Genomic DNA, 23,985 nt, shown 5'->3' with positions numbered 1-23,985 from the left:
CTATCCTTCTTTCCTAAAAGGCATGCCGAGCATTTGCAGCAGCTGGCGCGCCTCCTCATCCTTGTTGGATGAGGTGACAAAAGTGATGTCCATGCCGCGGACCATGTCGACCGCCTCATAATCAACCTCGGGGAAAATGAGCTGTTCCTTGATCCCCAGGGAATAGTTCCCCCGGCCGTCGAACGACTTCGGGCTGACCCCTCGAAAGTCCCTGATCTTGGGCAGGGCAAGATTAAGCAGCTTGTTGACAAAATCATACATCCGCCGGCCGCGCAAAGTGACCTTGAGCCCGATCGGGATGTTCCCCCGAAGCTTGAAAGCCGAGATCGCCTTTTTGCTGTGCGTCACCAGCGGCTTCTGGCCGACGATCTCCGCCAGCTCGGCCGCGGAAACATCGATCGCCTTGGCATTGTCACGCGCTTCGCCGACGCCGCGGTTAATGACGACTTTTTCCAGGCGCGGCACCTGCATGGTGTTCTTATAATGGCGCTCCTTGACCAGCTTCGGGACAACTTCTTTTAAATATTTTTCTTTCATGTTCAGCATAATAATTACACCTTATCCACTATTTCGGAACAGCCGCGGCAGACCCTGACCTTTTTCTCACCGACCGTTTTGGCCCCGAGGCGGTGCGGCTCGCTGCAGCGCGGGCAGACCAGCATGACCTTGGAGGTCTGGAGGGCCATCGGCTTCTCAATGATCCCGCCCGGGAAGTTGCGGGTCGGCTTTTGGTGCCGTTTGGCAATGTTGAGCCCTTCGACCACTAGCTTACCATCGTCCGGCCAGACATCGATGACCTTCCCCTTCTTACCCTTATCCTTGCCGGAGAGGAGCATGACAATATCACCCTTCTTGATGTTCATCAGACGACCTCCGGCGCGAGCGAAACGATTTTCATGAATTCCTTTTCGCGCAGTTCCCTGGCCACCGGCCCGAAGACGCGCGTCCCGCGGGGGTTCTTGTCGGGCGTGATGACCACGACCGCGTTATCGTCGAACATGACATAACTGCCGTCCGGGCGGCGCAGCGGCTTGCGCAGCCGGACAATGACGCAGCGCACAACCTCGGAACGTTTAACGGTCATGTTCGGCGAGGCTTCCTTGACCACCGCGATGATCTCGCCCCCGATCCCGGCGTATTTCCGGTTGGAACCACCGAGTACCCGGATGCACATCACGATGCGCGCCCCGGAATTGTCGGCCACATTAAGCATACTACGCGGCTGAATCAATTTTGATCCTCCTCACGACCCGCCAGCGTTTATCTTTAGATAAACGCCTGGTTTCCATGATCTCGACCAGATCGCCGATCTGGCACTCGTTCCTCTCGTCATGCGCCTTGAAATTGCTGGAGGCTTTCATCACTTTTTCGTAGAGCGGATGCCGGTAAACCCGACCGACCTGCACTACGACGGTCTTTTGCATTTTATTGCTGATCACGACCCCTTGCTTGATCTTGACTTTACCCTTCTCCAACTTACTTGTCTCCTTTCTCACGGACGATGGTCAGGATCCGGGCGACCATCCGCCGGAGCTCGCGGATCTTTAACAAATTCTTGAGCTGCTGGTTAGCCCGCTGGATCCGCAGGCCGACCAGTTCGCGCCGGGTCTCGTCGAGCTTCTTGTGCAGCTCGCCCGCCGACAGCTCCCGGAGTTGTTTTGAGTCCAACAGTGCCGTACTCATTGCTTAACTACCACCCGCGTCGCTAACGGCAACTTATAAGCCGCCAGGCGGAGCGCTTCCCGCGCTTCAAGTTCAGTCACACCGGCCACTTCGAAAATGATGTGGCCGCGCTTGACCGGAGCTTCAAACCTGACCGGGGCCCCCTTGCCGCCACCCATTCTGGTCTCGGCCGCTTTGGCCGTAACGATCTTGTCGGCAAAAACGCGCAGCCAGATCTTGCCGCCGCGCTTGAAATGGTGGGCAATGGTCTTGCGGGCCGATTCGATCTGGTTGGTTGATAAATAACCGACCTCGGTCGACTGCAGGCCGTATTCGCCGAAATTAATGGTCGCGCCCAACGTCGCCCGGCCGCGCAGCCGCCGCCGTTGGTGCTTCCTGAACTTAGTTTTGCCCGGTACTAGTACCACTTTTCTCCTTTTCCTTAACGGTCGGCAGGACTTCGCCTTTGTAGATCCAGCACTTGACGCCGATCTTGCCGTACATGGTCATCGCTTCGGTGAAACCGTAATCGATCCGCGCCCGCAGGGTATGCAGCGGCACACGGCCCAAGCGGTATTTTTCGGTCCGCGCGATCTCGGAACCGCCTAACCGTCCGGCTACCATCAATTTAACCCCTTTGGCCCCGGCCCGCATCGCCCGGGAGACACCCTGTTTCATCGCCCGGCGGAAAGAGATCCGCTTTTCGAGCTGGGCGGCGATGCTCTCGGCCAGCAAAAGGGCGTTGGCATCGGGATTCTTCTCCTCGTGGACATCGAGCTGCACCTGCTTACCGACCTTCTTCATCAGATCTTCCCGCACGGCCGCGATCTCTTTGCCGCCCCGGCCGATGATCAGCCCGGGCTTGGCGGAATAAATGTCGATCTGGATCTGGTTCGCTTTGCGGGTTATCTTGATCCTGGCTATCCCCGCGCGAAAGAGAATGTTCTTTAAATGTTTGCGGATGTCATAGTCCTCTTTCAGCAGCCGGGGAAAATCCTGCTTCCCGGAATACCAAAAACTATCCCACTCTTCGATAATGCCGAGCCGCAAACCTTTTGGATGTATCTTTTGTCCCATTAAACTCCCTCCAGAGCGCTGAGGCCGACCGTCACATGGCTGGTCCGTTTCTTGATCGGAAAACCACGGCCGCGCGCCCGCGGCTGCATCCTTTTCATGATGATCCCTTTATTGGCATAAGCTTCGCAGACGACCAGATTAGCCGATTCCATTTTGTGGTTCTGTTTGGCGTTAGCCAGGGCCGACTTCAGGACTTTCTCGATGATCCGCGCCCCTTTTTGGGGCATGAAACGAAGCAGGGTCAGCGCTTCCCCGGCCATTTTGCCGCGGACCAGCTCCAGCACCCGCTGCAGTTTCCGGTCGGAACTCTTGACCCATTTAGCTTTGGCTCTTACTATTGTCATGTCAGTGTCGTGGCTTTATTGGTCGGCGAACTATGGCTCCGGAAATTCCTGGTATGGGAGAACTCGCCCAGCTTGTGGCCGACCATGTTCTCCGAGACAAAGATCGGGATATGCTTAATTCCGTTATGGACGGCGAACGTGAAGCCGATCATTTCCGGGATGATCGTACAGTTGCGCGCCCAGGTCTTGAGCACCTTTTTCTCTTTGGCCAGCGTCATCTTCTGGACCTTCTTCAGGAGTTTTTCGTCGACATACGGGCCCTTTTTGATCGAGCGTCCCATTACTTCCTCCTCGTCAGAATAAACCGGTCACTGCGCCGGCGCGGTTTGCGGGTCTTATAACCGAGCGTCGGTTTACCCCAAGGGGTGACCGGATGCTCGCGACCAATGCCTGATTTGCCTTCGCCGCCGCCGTGCGGATGGTCGCACGGGTTCATAACGACCCCGCGCACTTCCGGCCGCCGGCCGAGATGGCGCTTGCGCCCGGCTTTGCCGAGCACCATGTTTTTCGCGTCCAGGTTACCGACCTGGCCGACGGTCGCCCGGCAGTTCAGATGGATCATCCGCTGCTCGCCGGACGGCAGCTTGATAATGCCATAACCCGATTCCTTGGACAGCAGGACCAGAGCGGCCCCGGCGGAACGGGCGAGCTGCCCTCCCCGGCCCGGCTCCATCTCTACGTTATGGACGGTGGTCCCGATCGGGATCGAGCGGAGCGGCAGGGCATTGCCAACTTTAATATCGACTTCCACCCCGGACATGATCTTTTCGCCGTCTTGAAGGCCGACCGGGGCCAAAATATAGCGCCGCTCCTTGTCCTCATATTCGACCAGGGCGATCCGGCAGTTGCGGTTCGGGTCGTACTCGATCCCGATAACCGTGGCCGCCATATTATCCTTGTCGCGCCGGAAATCAATTATCCGGTAATGCTTCTTGTTGCCGCCGCCGCGATGGCGCATCGAGACGAAACCGCGCCAGTCGCGCCCCGCTTGCTGCTTCTGTTTGGCCAGCAGTTTCTTCTCCGGATAACTCTTGGTTATATCCGAGTAATCATCGACGATCGCGAACCTTGTCCCCGGGCTGCGGGGCTTCATCTGCTTGATACCCATTTTAGGCTTCTAACTCCTGTATCTTCTGGCCGCGAGCTAGCGTGACATAGGCTTTTTTCCAGGTGGCTGTCCAGCCGATCTTCTTCCCCATCCTCGCCTTACCCCGCACATGGCAGGTATTGACGTCCAAAACTTTAACCTTAAAATACTGCTCGACAGCCCGCTTGACATCGATCTTGGTCGCCCCCAGGTTGACCCGGAAGGCGTAACGAGAATTGGCCCGGCCGGTAATACTTTTTTCGGTGACCAGCTGGGCGACGATGATCTTGTCAAATTCCATTAGCTTAACCTCGCCTCTAGAATTTTGAGCGCGGCCGCGTCGAGGACCAGCCACTCGGTCTGCAGCAGGTCATGGATATTAAGGTCGTCACAGGTAATGACGGAAACGCCGGCCAGGTTGCGCAACGCCCGTTCGGTCGTCGCCTCCGGGCTACCGAGCAAGACGATCGCCCGGCCGCTCACCCCCTGCTCTTTCAGGAACTTAAGCCCAGCCCGGGACTTGGCCTCGGCCACCGCGACTGTCGGCAGGGCTAAGATCCGCCCTTCGCGGTTGAGCTCTGACAGGACGACCCGCAACGCCAGCTTCCTGACCCGCTTGGGCAAGGCATAGCCGTAGTCGCGCGGCTTCGGCGGGAAGATCACGCCGCCATGGCGCCAGAGCGGTGAGCGATTGCTCCCGGCGCGAGCGTGACCGGTTCCCTTCTGCGCCCACGGCTTTTTACCGCCGCCGGAAACCTCGGTCCGGGTCAAAGCGCTGTGGGTCCCGCGGCGCCGGCTGGCCAGATACCAGCGGAGCGCTTCGTGGACCACCGCGCTGTTTAACTTTTCATTAAAGACCTTTTGAGTCAACTGCGGCATTATTTTGCCTTCCTCAACGAAACTAAATTACCGATCTTGCCCGGGACCGAACCGGCGATCAGGATCAGGTTCTTCTCCGCGATGACTTGAATGACCCGGACCTTGCGGACAGTGACCTGAACGTTCCCCATCCGTCCCGGCATCGGGCGGCCGGGCCAGACCCGGCCCGGCGTGGCGCCGGAACCGATCGAACCGGTCAGGCGGTGTGATTTCGAACCATGGGACATCGGTCCGCGATGGTGATGGAACCGCTTGATGGTCCCCTGAAAACCTTTGCCGATCGAGACCCCGGTCACATGGATCAGGTCACCGGCGGCAAAAAGATCGGCCTTTAATTCCTGGCCGACCTGATAATCTTCCGCTTTGTCCACCCTGATCTCGCGCTTCTTTTTGGCAAAACTGACCTGGACCGCCGCGTAGCCTTCCTTGGCTGGCGACTTGACCTGGGTCACGATGCACGGCCCAGCCTCAACGACCGTCACGCCGATCGCGTTGCCGCTCTCATCGAATATTTGGGTCATTCCTTTTTTTATGCCGATCATGCTTAATCCATCTTGATCTCGACATCCACCCCGGCCGGCAGGTCAAGCTGCATCAGCGCTTCGACCGTCTGCGGCGGCGGGTCGAGGATATCGATCAACCTTTTGTGCGTGCGCATCTCAAAATGTTCCCGCGATTTCTTGTCAACATGCGGCGAACGGAGGACGCAGAATATTTCTTTTCTGGTCGGCAGAGGGACCGGCCCGGAGACAAAGGCCCCCGCCCGCTTGGCGGTGTCCACGATCTTGAGCGCGGACTGGTCCAGTATCCGGTGATCGAAACTCTTTAATTTGATCCTGATCCGCTGTTTTGCCATTTACGTCCCCTGCTTGCCGGAAGGAGCGGATTTTTCGATCAGCCCTTCGGCAATATTTTTCGGTACCTCGCGGTACTCGCAGAATTCCATCGTATAGGTCCCCCGACCCTGGGACATGGAGCGCAGGTCGGTGGAATAACCGAACATCTGGGCCAGCGGCACCTTGGCCTTGATCGTCTGGATCCCCTGGTGCGACTCCATCTCTTCGATGTGGCCGCGCCGGCTGCTCAAGTTGCCGATCACGTCGCCCATGTACTGTTCGGGGACGACCGCCTCGACCTTCATCACCGGCTCCAGCAGGACCGGTTTCGCTTTCATGACCGCGGCCTTAAAAGCCATGGAGCCGGCGATCTTAAAAGCGATCTCGGACGAGTCGACGTCATGGTAGGAACCATCGAACAGGGTCGCCTTGATATCGAGGACCGGATAACCGGCCAGCACGCCGGTCGTCATCGCCTCTTTGATCCCAGCTTCGACCGCCGGAACGTATTCACGCGGAATTGTGCCGCCAACGATATCGTTAACAAATTCAAAACCCTTACCGACCTCAAGCGGTTCGATCTTGATCCAGACGTGCCCGTACTGCCCGCGGCCGCCGGTCTGGCGGATGAACTTCCCTTCCTGTTCCGCCGCTCCCCTGATCGTCTCTTTGTAAGCGACCTGGGGCTTACCGACGTTGGCCTCAACCTTGAATTCCCGCAGCAAGCGGTCAACAATGATCTCAAGGTGGAGTTCACCCATGCCGGAGATGATGGTTTGGCCAGTTTCCGGATCGCCCTTGATCCTGAACGTCGGGTCTTCTTCCGCCAGCTTAGACAGAGCCGTACCGAGCTTTTCCTGGTCCGCGCTGCTCTTCGGCTCGATGGCCACGAAGATGACCGGTTCCGGGAACTGGATCGACTCGAGGATGATCGGCTTGTTCTCGTCACACAGTGTATCACCCGTGGTCGTATCTTTCAAGCCCACGATCGCCCCGATATCTCCGGCAAAGATCTCGGAGATCTCCTCGCGCTTGTTGGCGTGCATCTGGAGCAACCGGCCGACGCGCTCTTTGCGCCCCTTGACCGAATTGTAGGTATAGGAACCGGTCGCCAGGACGCCGGAATAGACCCGGAAAAAGGTCAACCGGCCGACGAACGGATCGGTCATGATCTTGAAGGCCAGCGACGAGAAAGGCTGGTCGTCGGAGGCGGTGCGCGTCTCTTCGCCGCCGTTGTTCGGGTTGACCCCGACCACCGGTTTCTTGTCGAGCGGCGACGGCAGGTAGGCGACGATCCCGTCGAGCAGCGGCTGGACGCCGCGGTTCTTGAAAGATGAACCGCAGAAAACCGGGACGATCTGGCTGTCGATCGTCAGCTTGCGGATGCCGGCATTGATATCCTCTTTGCTTAAAGTATGGTTGGTCATATATTTTTCCAGCAAGACGTCGTCGGCCTCGGCGGCCGCTTCGACCAGCAGGTCGTGGTAGAGCTTGGCCTGTTCCTGCAGTTCGGCCGGGATCGGGCCGCGGCCGAATTTCATCCCGAGCTCGTCCTCGTAAATGATCGCTTCCATCTCGACCAGGTCGATCATTCCCTTGAAGGCATCCTCGGCACCGATCGGCAATTGCATTACGACCGGCTTGGTCTGCAGGCGCTCTTTCATCTGCAAGACCACGCGCAGGAAATCAGAGCCGAGCCGGTCCATCTTGTTGATGAAAGCCATCCGCGGCACCTTGTAACGGGTCGCCTGCCGCCAAACGGTCTCCGACTGGGGCTGGCAGCCGCCCACGGCGCAAAAGATCACGACCACCCCGTCCAGCACCCGCATGGACCGCTCCACTTCGACGGTAAAGTCGACGTGCCCGGGAGTGTCGATAATATTGATCCGGTGGTCCTTCCAGAAAGTGGTCGTCGCGGCCGAAGTGATGGTAATGCCGCGCTCTTTTTCCTGCACCATCCAGTCCATAGCCGTGTTCCCCTCATCGACATTGCCGATGCGGTGAAGACGGCCGCTGTAGAACAGCACCCGCTCCGTCGTCGTGGTCTTGCCGGCATCGATATGCGCGGCAAAACCCATATTCCTATATTTTTCGATCGGACATTCTCTGGTCATTAGCGCTTTACCACCTGAAGTGGGCAAAAGCCTTATTGGCTTCCGCCGTCTTGTGGAGGTTCTCCCTGTTCTTGATCGCGGTCCCCGTGCTGTTGGACGCGTCAATGATCTCGCCGGCCAGGTTCTCGATCATCGACTTGCCCGAGCGTTCGCGGGCTGATTCACGCAGCCACTGCATGGCCATAGCCTGGGCCCGTTCTCTGGTCACTTCGACCGGGACCTGATAAGTGGCGCCGCCGACGCGCCGCGGTTTAACTTCGAGCAGCGGCGAAAGATTGCCGATCGCCTTTTCGAAGATCGGCAACGGCTCCTGATTAAGCTTGGTTTTGATATGCTCCATGGCCCCGTAGAAAACGGTCTCGGCCTTGCTCTTTTTCCCGTCCCAGAACATCTTGTTGACGAAACGCTGGACCAGGACGCTGTTATAAACAACGTCAGCCGCGATCTTTCTCTTGGGGACTTTACCGTACCTAGGCACCTTTGCTACCTCCCGCTTTCGGTCGTTTGGCCCCGTATTTGGAACGGCTCTGGCGGCGGTTCTCGACCCCCTGGGTATCGAACGCGCCGCGGACAATGTGATAACGGACACCAGGCAAGTCCTTGACGCGGCCGCCGCGGACCAGTACGACCGAATGCTCCTGCAGATTGTGTCCGACCCCCGGGATATAAGCCGAAACCTCGATCCCGGTAGTCAACCGGACACGGGCTACTTTACGCAAAGCGGAATTAGGCTTCTTCGGGGTGGTCGTGTAGACCCGGACGCAGATCCCGCGGCGCAGCGGGCAACCTTTCAGCGCCGGCGCTTTGGTGCGCGATTTTGAGCGCTGGCGTCCTTTCCTGATCAATTGGTTAATAGTCGGCATTTATTCTTCCTCCCGCCCTTCTTCCATTTTGGGCACAGTACCAACGGTCGGCACCAGTTCAATGTTGCGGTAGTCGGCAAAACCTGTCCCGGCCGGGATCAACCGGCCGATAATGACGTTTTCCTTAAGGCCATACATCGGATCGATCCGCCCTCTGATCGCCGCCTCGGTCAGGATCCTGGCGGTCTCCTGGAACGAGCAGGCGGAGAAGAAGCTGTCGGTCGAGAGCGACGCCTTGGTGATGCCAAGCAAGACCTCGGTCGCTTCGGCCTTGTCGCCCTTGACCTTTTCGTTGGCTTCGTCCAGATGGCGCGTGTCTATCAATTCTCCCGGGAGGAGGATCGTGTCGCCCGAGATGACGACGCGGACCTTGCGGGTCATCTGGCGGATAATAACTTCAATGTGCTTATCGGCGATCGTCACGCCCTGCGCCCGATAGATCTTTTGGATCTCATCGACCAGGAAGATCTGCGCTAACCGGACCCCCAGGATCCGCAGAACGTCGTGAGGATCAACCGTCCCTTCGGTCAGCTGCATGCCGCGGTGCGCTCGATCGTTGGTAGTAACCCGCAGTCGGACCTCATAAGGAACCTCGTACTCTTTCAGCTCATCCTTGGCATTGCGCAGGGTCACGAGACGAGCCCCTTCGCGCTCGCTGACGGTAATGGTGCCGTCGATCTCCGCCAGGGTAGCTTTATCTTTCGGATGGCGCGCCTCGAACAGTTCTTCGACGCGCGGCAAACCTTGAATGATGTCGCGGGTCTTACTCGGGTCGCGGCGGATCGATTCGACCCGGGCGACAAAATCATAACTCTCAACATCGGCCCCGTCCTCAACGTAAAGACGCGAGCCGGCAATGATCAGGTAACTTTCCCCCGGCGCCACGACGACCAGCTCTTTTTTCTGCTCGAGGACCATCCCGGCTGTCTTACAAATGACCCCGGTGGCCAGTTCGTCCCCGATCTTGACCTTGTCGCCGGCTTTAACGAAGATCTGGGCGTCTTTTGCGACTTCGTACTCTTTCTTCACCTTAGGGTTATAAATAAAGATCTCGCCGTCTTTTTTAGCGACCCGTTCTTTACGCTGGGTCACAACTTCCATCCCGACGAAACGGCACTTGCCGACCGAGCTGGAAACGATATACTCGTAGGTCGGATCGAATTCGGCCAGGGCATCCCCCGAGGTGATCTTGTCCCCCGCTTTGACCTTGAGGACGGTCCCCAGCGGCAGGATATACTCTTCTTTCTTCTCTTTGATCTTAATGTAGAGGGTCGAACTGCGCGAGATCCACTTTTGCTTGCCGCCGAACTCATCGGCCATGTCGCGGATCTCGAACCCCTCGCCAAAATGGATCGTCCCGGTATGCTTGGCCTTGATCGACGTCTTGGCCGCCTTATGGAGCGCGACCCCGCCGATGTGGAAAGTGCGCATGGTCAGCTGGGTGCCCGGCTCGCCGATCGACTGGGCGGCGATAGTGCCGACCGCTTCACCGATATTGACCGGGTTCAGGCTGGAGAGGTCGAGGCCGTAGCACTTCTGGCATATCCCCTTCTTCGTCTGGCAGGTCAAGGGGGATCGGACATCAACTTTCTCCACCCCTGCTTCGGCCACCAGTTTGGCGACTTCCGGCGTGATCATTTCGCCCGCTTTGGCCAGCGTTTTGCCGCTGAGCGGGTCGACGATATTCTTGGTCGGGGTCCGATTGACCAGGCGCTGGGCCAGGGAGATGACCTCTTCAAAACCTTCGCGCACGGTAGCCAGCTCAATGCCGTCCTTGCCGCCGCAATCTTCTTCCGTGATCATCACGTCCTGGGAAACGTCGACCAGGCGGCGGGTCAAATACCCGGAATCGGCGGTGCGCAGGGCGGTATCGACGAGCCCCTTGCGGGCGCCGTACGAGGAGATGAAATACTCGGTCACGGTCAAGCCTTCCTTGAAGTTCGTCTTGATCGGTATATTGATGATGTTGCCGAACGGATCGGCCATCAGGCCGCGGATACCGTTGAGCTGGCGGACCTGCTGGATGTTGCCGCGGGCGCCGGAAAAGGCCATCATATAGACTGAGTTCAGCTTATCGATCTCCTTGAGGAGCTCCGCTGTCACCTCTTCGGTCACGCCGCCCCAGATGTCGAGCGAGCGGATGAACTTTTCTTTGGCCGAGAGCGATCCGTCGCGGAAATGCTGCTCCAACTTGGCGACTTGGTTACTGGCCCGGTCAACGATCTCTTTCTTGCGGGCCGGGACCTGCAGGTCGGAAATAGAGATGGAGACGCCGGCCAGGGTGGCGTATTTGAAGCCGAGCCGCTTGATCTCATCGGCGATCTCGGCGGTAATAGCGCTGCCGTAGCGGACAAAACAATCAGAGACCAGTTTTTCCAGCTCTTTCTTCCCCTGGACCTGGTTAAGATACGGGTACTCAACGGTCACGCCCCGGCGCTCGAGGACCCGGTTGAGCGTGTTGTTGAACTTGATCCGCCCGACCGTCGTCTCGATGATCTCGCCGTGCCGGCGGACCCGGATCTTGGCGTGCAGGTGGACCTCATCAAGGTCGTTGGCGATCATGGCGTCCCAATCGTTGGCGAAGACCATCCCCTTGCCCGGCTGCGCGTTGTCATCGTCGACCGTCATGTAATAGGTGCCGAGGACCATGTCCTGGGTCGGGGTAATGAGCGGCCGGCCGGAAGCCGGCGACAGGATGTTGTTCGAAGCGAGCATCAGGATGCGCGCCTCGACCTGCGCCTCGGGGAGAAGCGGCACATGGACCGCCATCTGGTCACCGTCGAAGTCGGCGTTGAACGCCGGGCAGACCAGCGGGTGGATCTGGATCGCTTTCCCTTCGACCAGGATCGGTTCGAAAGCCTGGATACCAAGGCGATGGAGGGTCGGCGCGCGGTTGAGCAGGACCGGATGGCCCTTGATCACTTCTTCGAGGATATCCCAGACGATGACATCCTGTTGTTCGATCTGCCGTTTGGCCGACTTGACGTTCTGGGAAATGCCGCGGTCGACCAGCTTGCGGATAACGAACGGCTTGAAAAGCTCGAGAGCCATCTCCTTGGGGAGACCGCACTGATGGAGCTTGAGATGCGGGCCGACCACGATCACGGAGCGGCCGGAATAATCGGTCCGTTTACCGAGCAGGTTCTGGCGGAAACGACCCTGCTTCCCTTCGATCCCGTCGGTCAGCGACTTGAGCGGGCGGCCGCTGGAGCCGGTCACGGCCCGCTTGCGGCGGCCGTTATCGATCAGGACGTCAACCGCTTCCTGGAGCATCCGTTTTTCATTGCGGATGATCATCTCCGGGGCCCCCATGTTGATCATCTTCTTGAGGCGGTTATTGCGGTTGAGGACCCGGCGATACAGGTCGTTCAGGTCGGAGGTGGCGAAACGCCCCCCTTCGAGCTGGACCATCGGGCGAAGGTCCGGCGGGATGACCGGCAGATTGTCCATGATCATCCAGTCGGGACGGTTATTCGATTTCTGGAAAGATTCGGCGATGCGCAGCCGCTTGATCAGGCGGAGGCGCTTCTGCCCCGTCGCCCCTTTCAGGTCGCGGCGGAGTTTCTGGGCGAGCTGGCCGATATCGATCCGCCCCAGCAGCTCTTTGACCGCCCGGGCCCCCGTCTCGGCCTTGAATTTACTGCCGTGTTTCTCCTGGGCTTCCTGGTATTCGGCTTCGCGCAGGATGGTGCCGATCTTCAACCGTTTGACGTCGGCGGCCACCTCGGTCACGATGTAGGCGTCGTAATAAATGACCTCTTCCAGCGCCCGGCCGGAAACATCAAGCAACAGGCTCATGTAACTCGGCACGCCGCGCAGGAACCAGATGTGGGCGACCGGTTCGACCAGTTTGATATGGCCCATCCGTTCGCGGCGGACGCGTGAGGTCGTGACCTCAACGCCGCAGCGCTCGCAGACGATCCCCCGATAACGGACCCGGCGGTATTTGCCGCAATGGCACTCCCAATCCTTGACCGGCCCGAAGATCTTTTCGCAGAACAGGCCGCGCCGTTCCGGCTTGAAGGTCCGGTAATTGATCGTCTCCGGCTTTTCAACCTCGCCATGCGACCAGACCAAGACCTGTTCCGGCGAAGCCAAACCGATCTTAACGTAACTGAACTCTTTTTCTTCCGTTTTCTTAATCGGCACTTCTGCCTCCCCCTGATCGGCCAAAAATCTGCGGTGTCGCCTCACGGCCGGCGACCCGGGATTCATCATCAATATTGACCTCTTTACCATCTTCGGTCATCGTCTTGAGGTCGAGCCCCAAGCCGCGTAATTCTTTGATCAAGACCTTGAACGACTCCGGAATGCCGAGCCGGCCCATGGTCTTCCCCTTGAGGATCGATTCGTAAACCTTGGAACGGCCGACCACGTCGTCTGACTTGATGGTCAACAATTCGTGCAGGGTATGCGCCGCGCCGTAGGCTTCCAGCGCCCAGACCTCCATTTCACCGAAGCGTTGGCCGCCGAACTGGGCCTTACCGCCGAGCGGCTGCTGGGTGATCAGGGAATAAGGCCCGGTCGAGCGGGCGTGCATCTTGTCATCGACCAGGTGGATAAGCTTCATGATGTACATATAACCAACAGCGACCTTGCGGCCGAACGGCCGGCCGGTCCGCCCGTCATAGAGCTCAACCTTGCCGGTCTTGTCCAGCCACTTGAGCCCTTTACTGGCGGCAGCGGCTTCTAACTCCCTCTCGATCAGTTTGATCGAGGCGTCTTCTTCGATCATTTCATCGAACGGCGGCAGTTCATATTTCTTATTGAGGATCGAACCGGCATGGCCGAGCAGCAGTTCAAAGATCTGGCCGATATTCATGCGGGAAGGGACGCCCAGCGGGTTCAGGATAACATCGACCGGGGAGCCATCCGGCAGATACGGCATATCTTCTTCCGGCATGATCCGGGCAATGACCCCTTTGTTGCCGTGGCGCCCGGCCATTTTATCGCCGATGCTGACCTTGCGTAACTGGGCCAGATAAACCCTGATCAATTCATGCACGCCCGGCGGGAGCTCGTCACCATTTTCCCGCGAGAAAACGCGGACGGCAATGACCTTGCCCCCTTCGCCCGGCGGGACGCGGAGTGAAGTGTCTCTCATGTCGCGCGCCTTGTCGCCAAAGATCGCCCGGAGGAGTTTTTCTTCGGCCGGCAGCTCGGTCTCACCTTTCGGGGTTACTTTGCCGACCAGGATATCGCCCGCTTCCACCTCAGAACCGGCCACGACGACACCGCGGTCATCGAGATGAGCTAGCGCGTCCTCTCCAACGTTAGGGATCTCGCGAGTGATCTCTTCCATCCCCAACTTGGTCGCCCGAAGCTCGATCTCCAAGCGCTGGATGTGGACGGAAGTAAAGAGGTCTTTCTTGACCAGGCGTTCCGACAGGATAATGGCGTCTTCATAGTTATAACCTTCCATCGGCATCATGGCGACCATAACGTTCTTGCCGAGGGCCAGTTCGCCGCCGTCGGTCGCCGCGCTGTCGGCGATGACATCGCCGGCCGTAATCTTCTCCCCCGACTGGACAAGCGGACGCTGGTAAAGCATCGTATCCTGGTTGCTCCGGCCGAAACTCATCAGACGGTAAACATCCTTGGTCCCGGAGCGCTGGATGACTATCTCGCTGGCATCGGATTTAAGGACCTTGCCCGAATTCTTGGCGGTGACCAGGCTGCGCGAATCGGTCGCCACTTTCTTCTCCCAGCCGGTCCCGACGATCGGCGCTTCGGGATCGAGCAACGGCACGGCCTGGCGTTGCATGTTAGCCCCCATCAGGGCGCGGTTGGCGTCATTGTGTTCCAAGAAAGGGATAAGAGCGGAAGTGATACCGACGATCTGTTCCGGCGCCACGCCGATATAATCGACTTCCGAGGGGGCGGCAAAGATGAATTCTCGCTTGTAACGGACCGGCACCTGGTCCTCGACGATCTTTCCGCTCTTGTCGAGCTTGATGTCGCACGGGGCGAGCTTATGCAGGTCCTCGATATCAGCGGTCAGGAAATCGATCCGGCTGGTGACATGACCTTTATCGACCCGGCGGTACGGGGTCTCGATAAAACCATATTTATTAACGCGGGCGTAAGTCGCCAGCGAGGCGATCAAGCCGGCATTCGGGCCTTCCGGCGTCTCGATCGGGCAAACCCGGCCGTAATGGGAAGGATGGATGTCGCGCACTTCGAAGCCGGCGCGCTCGCGGTTGAGCCCGCCCGGGCCGAGGGCCGAGAGGCGGCGCTTGTGGGTCAGCTCGGCCAGCGGGTTGGTCTGGTCCATGAACTGCGACAGCTGGCTGGAGCCGAAAAATTCTTTAATGACCGCCTGTAGCGGACGGATGTTGATCAACTGGCCGGGAGTGACCGGTTCGTTACCTTTGATCATCATCTGTTCCTTGACCAATTTTTCCAGACGGGCAAAACCGACCCTGATCTGGCGTTGCAGCAGCTCGCCGACGGCCCGGATGCGGCGGTTACCCAGGTGATCGATATCGTCCGACAGGCCCTCGCCGGTGTGGATCAGGACCAGGTAGCGGACCATGGCCAGCAGATCTTCCTTGGTCAGGGTCTGCTTTTCTTCCACCACTTTGATCCCCAGCTTCCGGTTCATTTTGTAACGACCGACCCGGCCGAGATCATAGCGGCGCTGGTTGAAGAAAAGGTTGTTCAGGTAAACCTGGGCCCCTTCCTGGGTGACCGGGTCACCCGGGCGGAGCCGTTTGTAGAGTTCGATCAGCGCCTCATCGTGCGGCAGGATCGGGCATTCCTTAAGCGAGCGGCGGCGGAACTCACCTTCGGCCAGCGAGTCGAGGGTCTCTTTTTCCGTCGCGCCAACGGCCGAGAGGAACATGGCGATCGGGATCTTGCGGGTCCGGTTGATCCGGGCAAAGATCGCGCCGGCGGCATCGGTCTCGAATTCCAGCCAGGCACCCCGGTCGGGAATGACCGTGGCATAGTAGCTGATCTTGCCGGTCCGCTCGTTCCGCTTTGACTCGCGGTAGTAGACGCCCGGCGAGCGCACCATCTGGGAAACGATCACCCGCTCCGCGCCATTAATGATGAAAGTGCCGCGCTCGGTCATCATCGGCAGGTCGCCAATGAAGACCTCCTGCGACTTGACCTCTTTGCTCTCCTTGACCAGCAGGCGGGTTTCCACCTTGACCGGCATGGCATAGGTCGATTCGCGGATCAGGCACTCCTGCGGCAGATATTTCGGTTTGCCGAACGATAGCTTGCCGGTGAATGAGAGCTCCAGTTTCCCCTGGAAACCCTTGATCGGCGAGATCGCTTTAAGTTCCTCGGTAAAACCTTCCTCGAGGAACGATTTGAACGAGTCCCGCTGCAGCTCCAGAAGATCCGGAGCTTCCATCACCCGTTTCTGGTCGGTAAATACTTTTTTCCTGACAGCCATTACTTGATCTCCACTTTCGCTCCTTCAGCTTCGAGTTTTTTCTTCATCTCCTCGGCCTCTTCCTTCTTCAGTTTGTCTTTGACGGTCTTCGGCGCGTTGTCGACCAGGTCCTTGGCTTCTTTCAACCCGAGGCCGGTCAGTTCACGCAGGACTTTCAAGACCTGGATCTTCTTGTCGCCCGTCGCGGTCAACACGACATCAAAATCTTCCTTGACGGCCACTTCCGCCCCACCGGCCGCGCCCGCCATCGCTCCGGCCATCATCATCGGCGCCGCCGCGGTCACGCCAAACTTCTCTTCAAGCTTCTTGACGAGGTCCGCCAACTCGAGGACCGACATCCCCTCAACTGCTGTAATGATCTCTTCCACTTTCGCCATCTTATTCGCCTCCTTTCTGTTTTCTGATCGCAACCAAAGCATAGGCCAACTTTCTGATCGGCCCTTGCAACACGTTCACCAAACCGAACAGCGGCGACTTAAACCCGCCGACGACCTGGCCGATAAGCTGTTCCCGCGACGGTAATTTAGAGATCGCCTCCAAACTGCCGCGGTCATAGACATTCTTGTCGACGACCCCGACCCGGACGTCCCCTTTTTCGGCCTCTTTTATGAACTTAAAGAGGATCTTGAGCGGCCCCACCGCTTCCTGGTAGCCAAAAAGAATGGCGGTCGACCCGCGCAGGCCGGCGACCAGGTCCGGGAACCCGGACTCTTTGACCGCCCGCTCGATCAAGGTGTTCTTGGCAACGCAAAAATCCGATCCCTCGGCGCGGAGCCTCTTGCGCAGGGTGGTGAGATCTTTGACGCTATAACCGTGGTAATCGGACACGGCGATCACGCTGGAACGCGCGATCTTCTCCTTCAAATCATCGACTATTACTTGTTTGGCCGCGATCGCTTTCTCGCTCATTTAACTGACCTCATCCTGGGCGACCCGCGGGTTGACCTTAAGCCCCGGCCCCATGGTGGTCGACAGAGAGACCGATTGCAGGTAAACGCCCTTGACGCCGCTTGGCTTGGCGTGAATGAGGGCCGCGATCACCGCCCGAAAATTCTGCTGCAGCGCGTCGGCCGTAAAGGAGATCTTGCCGATCCCCAGGGCAACGACGCCGCTCTTGTCCATCTTGAACTCAACCTTGCCGCCCCGGAACTCGCTGACCGCTTTCTTGATATCGTCGGTCACAGTCCCTACTTTTGGATTTGGCATTAAACCCTTCGGGCCAAGCACTTTACCGAGCTTGCCGACCATCCCCATCATGTCGGGCGAAGCGATCAGCACGTCAAAACCGAGGAAACCCTTCTGGATCTTCTCGACCAGGTCATCGGCGCCAGCCTCAACCGCCCCGGCGGCCAGGGCATCTCCCGCCCGATCGGCCCGGCAAATGACCGCGACTTTTTTCGCTTTGCCGCTGCCGGCCGGCAGCGCCACGGAGCCGCGGATCGAGGGATTCTTGACGGTATCAACACCGAGCTTGACCGCCAGGTCGACCGTTTCGTCGAACTTGGCGCGCTTGGTCTCCGGGAGGAGAGCGATCGCTTCGGCCGGAGTATGGAGCTTTTCGGGGTTGACCAATTTGGCTTTGGCCAAGTAATTCTTGCCGTGTGTCATTCGATCACTATCCCCATGCTGCGGGCCGTACCGGCGACGATCTTGGCCGCCGCTTCGAGGTCGTTGGCGTTAAGGTCAGGAAGTTTGATCGCGGCGATCTCCCGCACTTTGGCCGGGGAGACCTTGCCAACTTTGTTCTTGTTCGGCACGCCGGAACCCTTTTCCACCCCGGCGGCTTTGCGCAGGAGGTCGGCGACAGGCGGCGTCTTGAGAATAAAGGTGAAGGTGCGGTCCTTGTAGACCGAGATCTCGACCGGGACAATGGAGTCCCCCTTGTCTTTGGTCGCGGCATTATACTGCTTACAGAATTCCATGATGTTGATGCCGTGCTGGCCAAGAGCGGGGCCGATCGGCGGCGCCGGGTTAGCTTTCCCGGCCGGTATCTGCAATTTAACTTTTACGTGTAATTCTTTTGCCATCTGACTAATTTATCTTCTGGGCGTGCTCAAAATTGACCTCGACCGGCGTGTCCCGGCCGAAAATATTGATCAGCACTTTCATCTTGCCCTTTTCCGAATTGATCTCGTCGATCGTCCCGGTATAACCCCGGAACGGACCGGAAATGACCCTGACCCCTTCCCCGCGCTCGAAGGAGACCTCAAGCCGCTCTTGCTTCCCGAGCTGTTTGAGTACCCTCTGCATCTCTTTTTCCGAGACCGGCGTCGGCTGGACCTTGGAACCGATGAAGCGCGCCACGCCGTTCGTCTGCCGGATCATGTACCAAGTGGTATCGTCTAAGACCATGTCGAGAAAAACGTAACCGGGGAACATCTTGTTCACCCGCTCGACCCTTTTCCCGCCCTTGATCTCGACCACATCTTCGACCGGGACCAGCACCTGGAAGACCCGGTCCTTCAACCCTTCGTCGATGATCGTCTGCTCCAGAGCTTTTTTTGCCTTGTCTTCCTGACCGGTGAAGGTCTGGATAACGTACCATTTTCTCTCGCCAGCTACCGGCTTGGCGGCCGGCGTCTTGGCCTCCGCGGCCGCAGCCTCGGGAGCGGCTGGCGGCTCAACTTCAATTGGACCGGCGACCGGTTCGGCCGGAGGCTCTACCGGGGCAACGTCAGCAGCCTCCGCGGGCTCTCCCGTCGGCGGCGCTTGGTCTTCCTGGTTTTCCGGCGTAATGTTTTCTTCCATACTCATCTCAACAGAACTTTAAATAGCTCGGCAAAGACAAAATCGACCAGCATCAGGAACAAGGCGGTCAGGATGACCAGGGTCAGGATTATCACGGTCGCCACGGTCACGTAACGGCGATCAGGCCAGACCACCTTCTTCATCTCGGACACGGTCTCTTTCAGGTACGACTGGATCTTTTCCTTCATAAAGGAACGGGCCTGCCCCGGCTCGAACGGGGAGTCCCGGTTTTGGAGACCGGTGGTTTACCATTAACCGACAGGCCCACGTTACTTCTCCTCCTTGTGCTTGGTGTGTTTCTTGCACCAGCGACAATACTTCGCGAGCTCTACCCGTTCTTTTGTATTTTTCTTGTTCTTTGTCGACGTGTAATTTTTTCTCTTACACTCGCCGCAAACAATAGTAATTATTTCTCTCATCGCTAAATACCCCAAAACACACAAACTCCCCCCTTTCTCCGTTTGACCGGAAAAAAGAGGGGGGTGATAAAAATCCAACCAGTATAAATGGCAGGAAGTCGCCTTCGACTAAACTAAAGCCGTATCCCCACAAGGCAGACAGGTGTTAATCTTACAGTAAATGCCGGTTATCTGTCAAGGGGTTATTTTGGCTGTTTTCTTTATTTAAAAGAAAGCCAGCCGCGCCCCGGTGGCAATGACATAGCCATCCAGCGGAAACTCTTCGCCGGCGGTCGCTTTGACACTGATCCGCTGCATCCCGGCCTCGATAAAGCCGCCAGTGTTCGGGCCAAAAGCCAATTCCACGCCTACCCCGCCATACCCGCCAATCCCGGCAAAAGCCGAGGGGTTGGTCAGGGCGCCGCCCGAAGTAATGTCAGAGGTCTTGTTGACCACATAATAATCGACCTGGCCGGTAATGTAGAGGTTGAAGAAGCCGTGCGAGCTGCCGTATTCTCCCCAGTACATAGTGTAGATACGGCCGCCATAGCCGAACTTGATCGCGGTATAATTGGCGTTAACGCTTGTCCCGTTATTCAGCTTTTTCCCGATCAGGCCGAAGCGCGGGCCGGTATCGAGGTTCTCATTCAGTTTGGCGTCAAACTCCAGGCCGAGATCATAGGCCGCGTCTTTGCTGACCTGGATATTATCGGTTGGAGAAATGATCGAGGCGCGCAGGCCAAGACGGTAGCTTTTCCTCTGGGCCAGGCTATAAACAATGTTCGCCTCGTCCTTGGTCAGCGCGTCAGCCGCATACAAGCTCAAGAACCCAGTGCACAAGGAAAGAGCGATCAGAAAACTAACAACTTTTTTCATTTTTCCCCCTTTAACTATCAAAGGAATTATACGACTTTATTAATTACTGTCAAGCAATTAATCGGCTAGATTGAACTCAAAGACCGCGGTCGCGATCATCACCAGGCAGAAGCCAAGGATAACAAGCAGGTCCTGCGTTAGCGGCAGGGTATTTATCCCGAGCATAAAGCCGCGCAGGAGATCAACGCCATAAGTCAGGGGGTCGATCCTCGTCAGCAAGGTTAACCAGGCCGGTAACCGGTCTAGCGGGAAAAGCGCCCCGGAGAGGAAGAAGAGCGGCATGATCAGGAAATTAACGACCATCTGGAACCCTTCCATCTCCTTCATCCGGGCGGCAATAACGATCCCGAGGGATGAAACGGCAAAAGCGATCAGGGCCATGGCCAGGACCGTTTTTAGGACGATGATCGGCGTAAGGGCCACCCCGACCAACGGGGCCAGGGTCAGCATGATGCTCCCCTGGATGACCGCCACCGTGGAACCGCCCAGTGCTTTCCCCACCACGATCGCCCAGCGCGAGACCGGCGCGACCAGGACTTCCTTGAGGAAACCGAATTCCCTGTCCCAGACGATCGAGATAGCCGAAAAGATCGAGGTGAAAAGAACGGTCATCGCCAGGATACCGGGGAAAATGAACTCGGAGAAATTAATGTTGGCCGGGCCCTGAAAATTAGGCGACAAGGCGGTCCCCAGAACGAAAAGGAACAATAACGGTTGTCCCAAAGAAGCGACGATCCGCGGTTTGTCATACCAGTAGCGCTTGAGATCGCGCAACCAGAGGATGTAGATCGCCCAAAAGTCCCCGATCATGTCCGCCTCATCCATTGCGACCAGGACGACTCACCCCCCTGCGCCCTGATCTCCCGCCCGGTGATCTTGAGGAAAACCCCTTCCAGCGTGCTCTCGCCGTATTTGCTTTTCAGGTTAACCGGCGTGTCGATGTCGACGATCTGGCCGTGGTCGATGACCGCGATCCGGTCGCAAACCTCGGCTTCCTGCATGTAGTGGGTCGTCATAAAGATCGAGAGGCCGCTCTCCTGCCGCATCTTTAATATGTACTCCCAGATATGTAAGCGGGTCTGGGGATCGAGCCCCAGGGTCGGCTCATCCAAAAACAACAGCTTGGGCTGATGGAGAAGACCGCGGGCGATCTCCAGCCGCCGCTTCATCCCGCCGGAGAATTTGCGGACGAATTCACCCCGCCGGTCATATAACTCCACCAGGTTGAGTACTTCGGGGATCCGCTCCTTGATCCGTTTTCTGTCCATATTATATAAAAAACCATGAAAGCGGAGGTTATCCTCGGCGGTCAACCGATCGTCGAGTGACGGGTCCTGAAAGATGATGCCGATCTCGCGGCGGACCCGGTTCGGCTCTTTGGTCACATCGCAACAGGCAACATGCGCCGTGCCGGAAGTTGGCCGCAACAGCGTGCAGAGAACGCTGATCGTCGTCGTCTTCCCTGCCCCGTTCGGCCCCAGGAAGCCAAAGACCTCACCCGATTTGACCGAAAACGAGATGCCGTTAACAGCGATCAGGTCATTGAATTTTTTGGTCAGCTTATCGACTTTGATAATATCAGTGGTGGTGTCCATGTTCCTTCTCTACCGGCTCAACATAACAGAGCAACCCCTCCGGGCAAGAGTCACATTCAGTCTGGAAAGTGGCGTGGGTGATCTGATATTTGGCCTTGACCAGCGCGTTGATCTCACTGATGATCGCCGCCGTCCTTTTTATTTCCGCTTCGGCCACAACGACGTGGGCCGAGATGGCGTGCAGGCCCGAAGTTATCGTCCAAATATGCAGATCGTGGAGAGCCTCAACCCCCTTGACCGTTTTGATCGTCGCGGCTACTTCATGTAGATCTATCCCCGCCGGGGCGGCTTCCAGGAGGATATTGACCGACTCAAAGACCAGCCTGATCGCCCCGCGCAGGATCATCACGCCGATCACAAAGCCGAGAATGGGGTCGACATAATACCAGCCGAGAAAATGGATCAAAACGCCGCCGACAATGACCCCGACCGACGAAACGGCGTCGGAAACAATGTGTAAAAAGGCCCCTTTCACGTTCAGGTTATCCCGGGAAGACTTGGCCAGGATGACCGCGGCGCCGATATTAGCCAGGAGTCCGATCATCGCTACCGCTAACATTAGATCGCTCTTAATCGCCACCGGAGAGAGCAGACGGATGTAAGCCTCATAAAATATGTAAAGGGAGATCAGCGAGAGGATCACCCCGTTGAACAGGGCCGAGAGGATCTCCAACCGGTAAAAACCGAAGGTCCGTTCTTTGGTCGCCGGCCGGACAGCAAAAAAGGCCGCCAGCAGGGCTAGGCCAAGCGCCAAAGTATCGGTCAACATATGTCCCGCGTCGGACAGAAGGGCCAAACTGTTGGAGAGCAACCCCCCGACTAGCTCAACGCCAAAAATGATCGCGGTGATCAGCAGGGCCAGAAAAAGGGCGCGACGGTTATCCATTACATTAACTCCTCTACTTCTTGAATGATAATACCACAAATAAGCCGGAAGCAAGCAGCGCCATGATCGCCCCGAAATAGAAGGTCGCCGAGGGGCCGAAAACCGACCAGAGCCCGCCGGCAATTAGACTGGCAAAAAGGATCGAGACGCCGGTCACCGTATAATAGAGACCGATCGCTGTCCCGACCTTCTCTTTTGGCGCCAGGTTGGCAATATAGGCCTTACTGACCCCTTCGGTAAAAGCGATATAGAAACCATAAACCGCAAATAAGAGCCAGACCATATGAGGATTATTGGTCGAGGCAAAACCGTAATAGACCAGGGCAAAGATCAGGAAGCCCATTAAAAGGACTTTCTTGAAGCCGATCTTATCGGCCAGTATCCCGGCCGGATAGGAAAAAGCGGCGTAAAAAACGTTGTAAACGACATAAGCCAGCATGACCATCATAACCGACAGGCCAAGGTCCTTGGAGCGCAAGATCAGGAAGACATCGGAACTGTTGCCGAGCGAAAAGACGACGCTGACCAAAAGGAACAGATTATATTTTGGGCCAAAACCATCCCAGGCGATCTTGATCTTCTCGACCGGTTTTGGTTTGATCACTTCGGTCACAAAGAACTGGAGGATCAGGACGCCAATCAGCGCCGGGATAAAAGAGATCAGGAAAATGAGACGATAGTTATTGGCAAAGAGGGCCATTAAGCCGACCGCGATCAGCGGCCCGCCGACCGCGCCGAGCGTATCCATCGACCGGTGGAAACCGAAGACCGCCCCCCGGCTCCCCGCCTCCGTTGAATCGGCGATCAGCGCGTCGCGCGCGGCGACCCTGATCCCCTTGCCAAAGCGGTCGATGAACCGGGCAAAGAAGACGGTCGGCCAGATATGGGCGGTCGCCAGGATCAGTTTGGAGATGGTGGAAAAAGAATACCCGAAAACAGTCAGCGGCTTGCGCCGCTGGACCAGGTCGGAAAACCAGCCGGAAAAGACTTTCAATAGACTGGCGGTCGCTTCGGCCACCCCTTCGATCAGGCCGATGACCGCCATCGGGGCGCCGAGGACCGAGGTCAGGAAGAGCGGGATGAGCGGATAGATCATTTCGGAGGCAAGGTCATTGAAGAGGCTGACAAAACCGAGCCAAACGACGTTTCGCGGTATTTTCGTCTTCACAGGGGGCTATTCTATCGCAAATTGACGGGGATGACAAATCATGCTAT

Annotated in this window: 31 protein-coding genes and 1 tRNA gene; all 32 read right to left on the bottom strand. The window is 57.6% G+C overall.

Annotated features, from left to right (window positions below; all coding sequences use genetic code 11):
* Positions 1-546: a 50S ribosomal protein L5 gene (gene rplE, locus WC903_08300; protein ID MFA5893942.1), complete on the bottom strand. Its 546-nt coding sequence runs from the start codon at positions 544-546 to the stop codon at positions 1-3.
* A 5-nt stretch (positions 547-551) separates the two neighbouring features.
* The gene (rplX, locus tag WC903_08295) at positions 552-863 is read right to left on the bottom strand and encodes a 50S ribosomal protein L24 (protein ID MFA5893941.1); all 312 of its coding nucleotides are present in this window, start codon (positions 861-863) and stop codon (positions 552-554) included.
* A complete protein-coding gene (rplN, locus tag WC903_08290; protein ID MFA5893940.1) occupies positions 863-1,231 on the bottom strand; it encodes a 50S ribosomal protein L14 in 369 nt (122 codons plus the stop codon). The genes rplX and rplN overlap by 1 nt, the downstream gene beginning before the upstream one ends.
* Complete coding sequence (gene rpsQ, locus WC903_08285) at positions 1,215-1,475, bottom strand: 30S ribosomal protein S17 (GenBank protein MFA5893939.1); 261 nt, start codon at positions 1,473-1,475, stop codon at positions 1,215-1,217. The genes rplN and rpsQ overlap by 17 nt, the downstream gene beginning before the upstream one ends.
* A 1-nt stretch (position 1,476) precedes the next feature.
* Positions 1,477-1,683 carry a 50S ribosomal protein L29 gene (gene rpmC, locus WC903_08280; GenBank protein ID MFA5893938.1) on the bottom strand — a complete coding sequence of 69 codons (207 nt, stop codon included), beginning with the start codon at positions 1,681-1,683 and terminating at the stop codon, positions 1,477-1,479.
* Positions 1,680-2,090 carry a 50S ribosomal protein L16 gene (gene rplP / locus WC903_08275; GenBank protein ID MFA5893937.1) on the bottom strand — a complete coding sequence of 137 codons (411 nt, stop codon included), beginning with the start codon at positions 2,088-2,090 and terminating at the stop codon, positions 1,680-1,682. The genes rpmC and rplP overlap by 4 nt, the downstream gene beginning before the upstream one ends.
* Positions 2,065-2,739 (bottom strand): 30S ribosomal protein S3, encoded by a 675-nt coding sequence (gene rpsC / locus WC903_08270; protein ID MFA5893936.1) that lies wholly within the window; start codon positions 2,737-2,739, stop codon positions 2,065-2,067. Before rpsC ends, rplP begins: the two co-directional genes overlap by 26 nt.
* Positions 2,739-3,083: a 50S ribosomal protein L22 gene (gene rplV / locus WC903_08265; protein MFA5893935.1), complete on the bottom strand. Its 345-nt coding sequence runs from the start codon at positions 3,081-3,083 to the stop codon at positions 2,739-2,741. Before rplV ends, rpsC begins: the two co-directional genes overlap by 1 nt.
* Positions 3,080-3,364, bottom strand: a complete 285-nt coding sequence (rpsS, locus tag WC903_08260; protein ID MFA5893934.1) for a 30S ribosomal protein S19 — start codon at positions 3,362-3,364, stop codon at positions 3,080-3,082. The genes rplV and rpsS overlap by 4 nt, the downstream gene beginning before the upstream one ends.
* Positions 3,364-4,191 (bottom strand): 50S ribosomal protein L2, encoded by an 828-nt coding sequence (gene rplB / locus WC903_08255; protein ID MFA5893933.1) that lies wholly within the window; start codon positions 4,189-4,191, stop codon positions 3,364-3,366. The genes rpsS and rplB overlap by 1 nt, the downstream gene beginning before the upstream one ends.
* A gap of 1 nt (position 4,192) precedes the next feature.
* Complete coding sequence (gene rplW, locus WC903_08250; GenBank protein MFA5893932.1) at positions 4,193-4,471, bottom strand: 50S ribosomal protein L23; 279 nt, start codon at positions 4,469-4,471, stop codon at positions 4,193-4,195.
* The gene (rplD, locus tag WC903_08245; protein MFA5893931.1) at positions 4,471-5,049 is read right to left on the bottom strand and encodes a 50S ribosomal protein L4; all 579 of its coding nucleotides are present in this window, start codon (positions 5,047-5,049) and stop codon (positions 4,471-4,473) included. The genes rplW and rplD overlap by 1 nt, the downstream gene beginning before the upstream one ends.
* Entirely contained in the window at positions 5,049-5,591 is a 543-nt protein-coding gene (gene rplC, locus WC903_08240; GenBank protein MFA5893930.1) for a 50S ribosomal protein L3, read from the bottom strand. Before rplC ends, rplD begins: the two co-directional genes overlap by 1 nt.
* A 2-nt stretch (positions 5,592-5,593) precedes the next feature.
* Positions 5,594-5,905 carry a 30S ribosomal protein S10 gene (gene rpsJ / locus WC903_08235; protein ID MFA5893929.1) on the bottom strand — a complete coding sequence of 104 codons (312 nt, stop codon included), beginning with the start codon at positions 5,903-5,905 and terminating at the stop codon, positions 5,594-5,596.
* Positions 5,906-7,999, bottom strand: a complete 2,094-nt coding sequence (fusA, locus tag WC903_08230) for an elongation factor G (GenBank protein MFA5893928.1) — start codon at positions 7,997-7,999, stop codon at positions 5,906-5,908.
* Positions 8,000-8,006: 7 nt separating this feature from the next.
* Entirely contained in the window at positions 8,007-8,477 is a 471-nt protein-coding gene (rpsG, locus tag WC903_08225; protein MFA5893927.1) for a 30S ribosomal protein S7, read from the bottom strand.
* Complete coding sequence (gene rpsL / locus WC903_08220) at positions 8,470-8,862, bottom strand: 30S ribosomal protein S12 (GenBank protein ID MFA5893926.1); 393 nt, start codon at positions 8,860-8,862, stop codon at positions 8,470-8,472. Before rpsL ends, rpsG begins: the two co-directional genes overlap by 8 nt.
* The gene (gene rpoC, locus WC903_08215) at positions 8,863-13,011 is read right to left on the bottom strand and encodes a DNA-directed RNA polymerase subunit beta' (GenBank protein MFA5893925.1); all 4,149 of its coding nucleotides are present in this window, start codon (positions 13,009-13,011) and stop codon (positions 8,863-8,865) included.
* Positions 13,001-16,267 (bottom strand): DNA-directed RNA polymerase subunit beta, encoded by a 3,267-nt coding sequence (gene rpoB / locus WC903_08210; protein ID MFA5893924.1) that lies wholly within the window; start codon positions 16,265-16,267, stop codon positions 13,001-13,003. The genes rpoC and rpoB overlap by 11 nt, the downstream gene beginning before the upstream one ends.
* The gene (gene rplL, locus WC903_08205) at positions 16,267-16,644 is read right to left on the bottom strand and encodes a 50S ribosomal protein L7/L12 (protein ID MFA5893923.1); all 378 of its coding nucleotides are present in this window, start codon (positions 16,642-16,644) and stop codon (positions 16,267-16,269) included. Before rplL ends, rpoB begins: the two co-directional genes overlap by 1 nt.
* A gap of 1 nt (position 16,645) precedes the next feature.
* Entirely contained in the window at positions 16,646-17,176 is a 531-nt protein-coding gene (gene rplJ, locus WC903_08200; protein MFA5893922.1) for a 50S ribosomal protein L10, read from the bottom strand.
* Positions 17,177-17,875 carry a 50S ribosomal protein L1 gene (gene rplA, locus WC903_08195; GenBank protein ID MFA5893921.1) on the bottom strand — a complete coding sequence of 233 codons (699 nt, stop codon included), beginning with the start codon at positions 17,873-17,875 and terminating at the stop codon, positions 17,177-17,179.
* A complete protein-coding gene (gene rplK / locus WC903_08190; GenBank protein MFA5893920.1) occupies positions 17,872-18,294 on the bottom strand; it encodes a 50S ribosomal protein L11 in 423 nt (140 codons plus the stop codon). The genes rplA and rplK overlap by 4 nt, the downstream gene beginning before the upstream one ends.
* 4 nt (positions 18,295-18,298) lie before the next feature.
* Positions 18,299-19,015 (bottom strand): transcription termination/antitermination protein NusG, encoded by a 717-nt coding sequence (nusG, locus tag WC903_08185; GenBank protein MFA5893919.1) that lies wholly within the window; start codon positions 19,013-19,015, stop codon positions 18,299-18,301.
* A 2-nt stretch (positions 19,016-19,017) separates the two neighbouring features.
* Positions 19,018-19,203 (bottom strand): preprotein translocase subunit SecE, encoded by a 186-nt coding sequence (secE, locus tag WC903_08180; protein MFA5893918.1) that lies wholly within the window; start codon positions 19,201-19,203, stop codon positions 19,018-19,020.
* A gap of 7 nt (positions 19,204-19,210) precedes the next feature.
* A tRNA-Trp gene (locus tag WC903_08175) sits at positions 19,211-19,281 on the bottom strand.
* Between the two features lie 3 nt (positions 19,282-19,284).
* Positions 19,285-19,434, bottom strand: coding sequence for a 50S ribosomal protein L33 (gene rpmG / locus WC903_08170; GenBank protein MFA5893917.1), 150 nt, complete (start codon positions 19,432-19,434; stop codon positions 19,285-19,287).
* A gap of 204 nt (positions 19,435-19,638) precedes the next feature.
* Positions 19,639-20,289 carry a hypothetical protein gene (locus WC903_08165; GenBank protein MFA5893916.1) on the bottom strand — a complete coding sequence of 217 codons (651 nt, stop codon included), beginning with the start codon at positions 20,287-20,289 and terminating at the stop codon, positions 19,639-19,641.
* 57 nt (positions 20,290-20,346) lie between these two features.
* Positions 20,347-21,114: an ABC transporter permease gene (locus WC903_08160; GenBank protein ID MFA5893915.1), complete on the bottom strand. Its 768-nt coding sequence runs from the start codon at positions 21,112-21,114 to the stop codon at positions 20,347-20,349.
* A complete protein-coding gene (locus tag WC903_08155) occupies positions 21,096-21,884 on the bottom strand; it encodes an ATP-binding cassette domain-containing protein (protein MFA5893914.1) in 789 nt (262 codons plus the stop codon). Before WC903_08155 ends, WC903_08160 begins: the two co-directional genes overlap by 19 nt.
* Positions 21,868-22,770 (bottom strand): cation diffusion facilitator family transporter, encoded by a 903-nt coding sequence (locus tag WC903_08150; GenBank protein MFA5893913.1) that lies wholly within the window; start codon positions 22,768-22,770, stop codon positions 21,868-21,870. The genes WC903_08155 and WC903_08150 overlap by 17 nt, the downstream gene beginning before the upstream one ends.
* A gap of 13 nt (positions 22,771-22,783) precedes the next feature.
* Positions 22,784-23,938, bottom strand: a complete 1,155-nt coding sequence (locus WC903_08145) for an MFS transporter (GenBank protein MFA5893912.1) — start codon at positions 23,936-23,938, stop codon at positions 22,784-22,786.
* Positions 23,939-23,985 lie beyond the last annotated feature (47 nt).

It is taken from the genome of Candidatus Margulisiibacteriota bacterium (assembly GCA_041658645.1).
GTDB lineage: Bacteria > Margulisbacteria > WOR-1 > O2-12-FULL-45-9 > XYB2-FULL-48-7 > JBAZZV01.
Note: the sequence above shows the minus strand (reverse complement) of the source record. Positions and strands in the feature narration are given on the sequence as shown.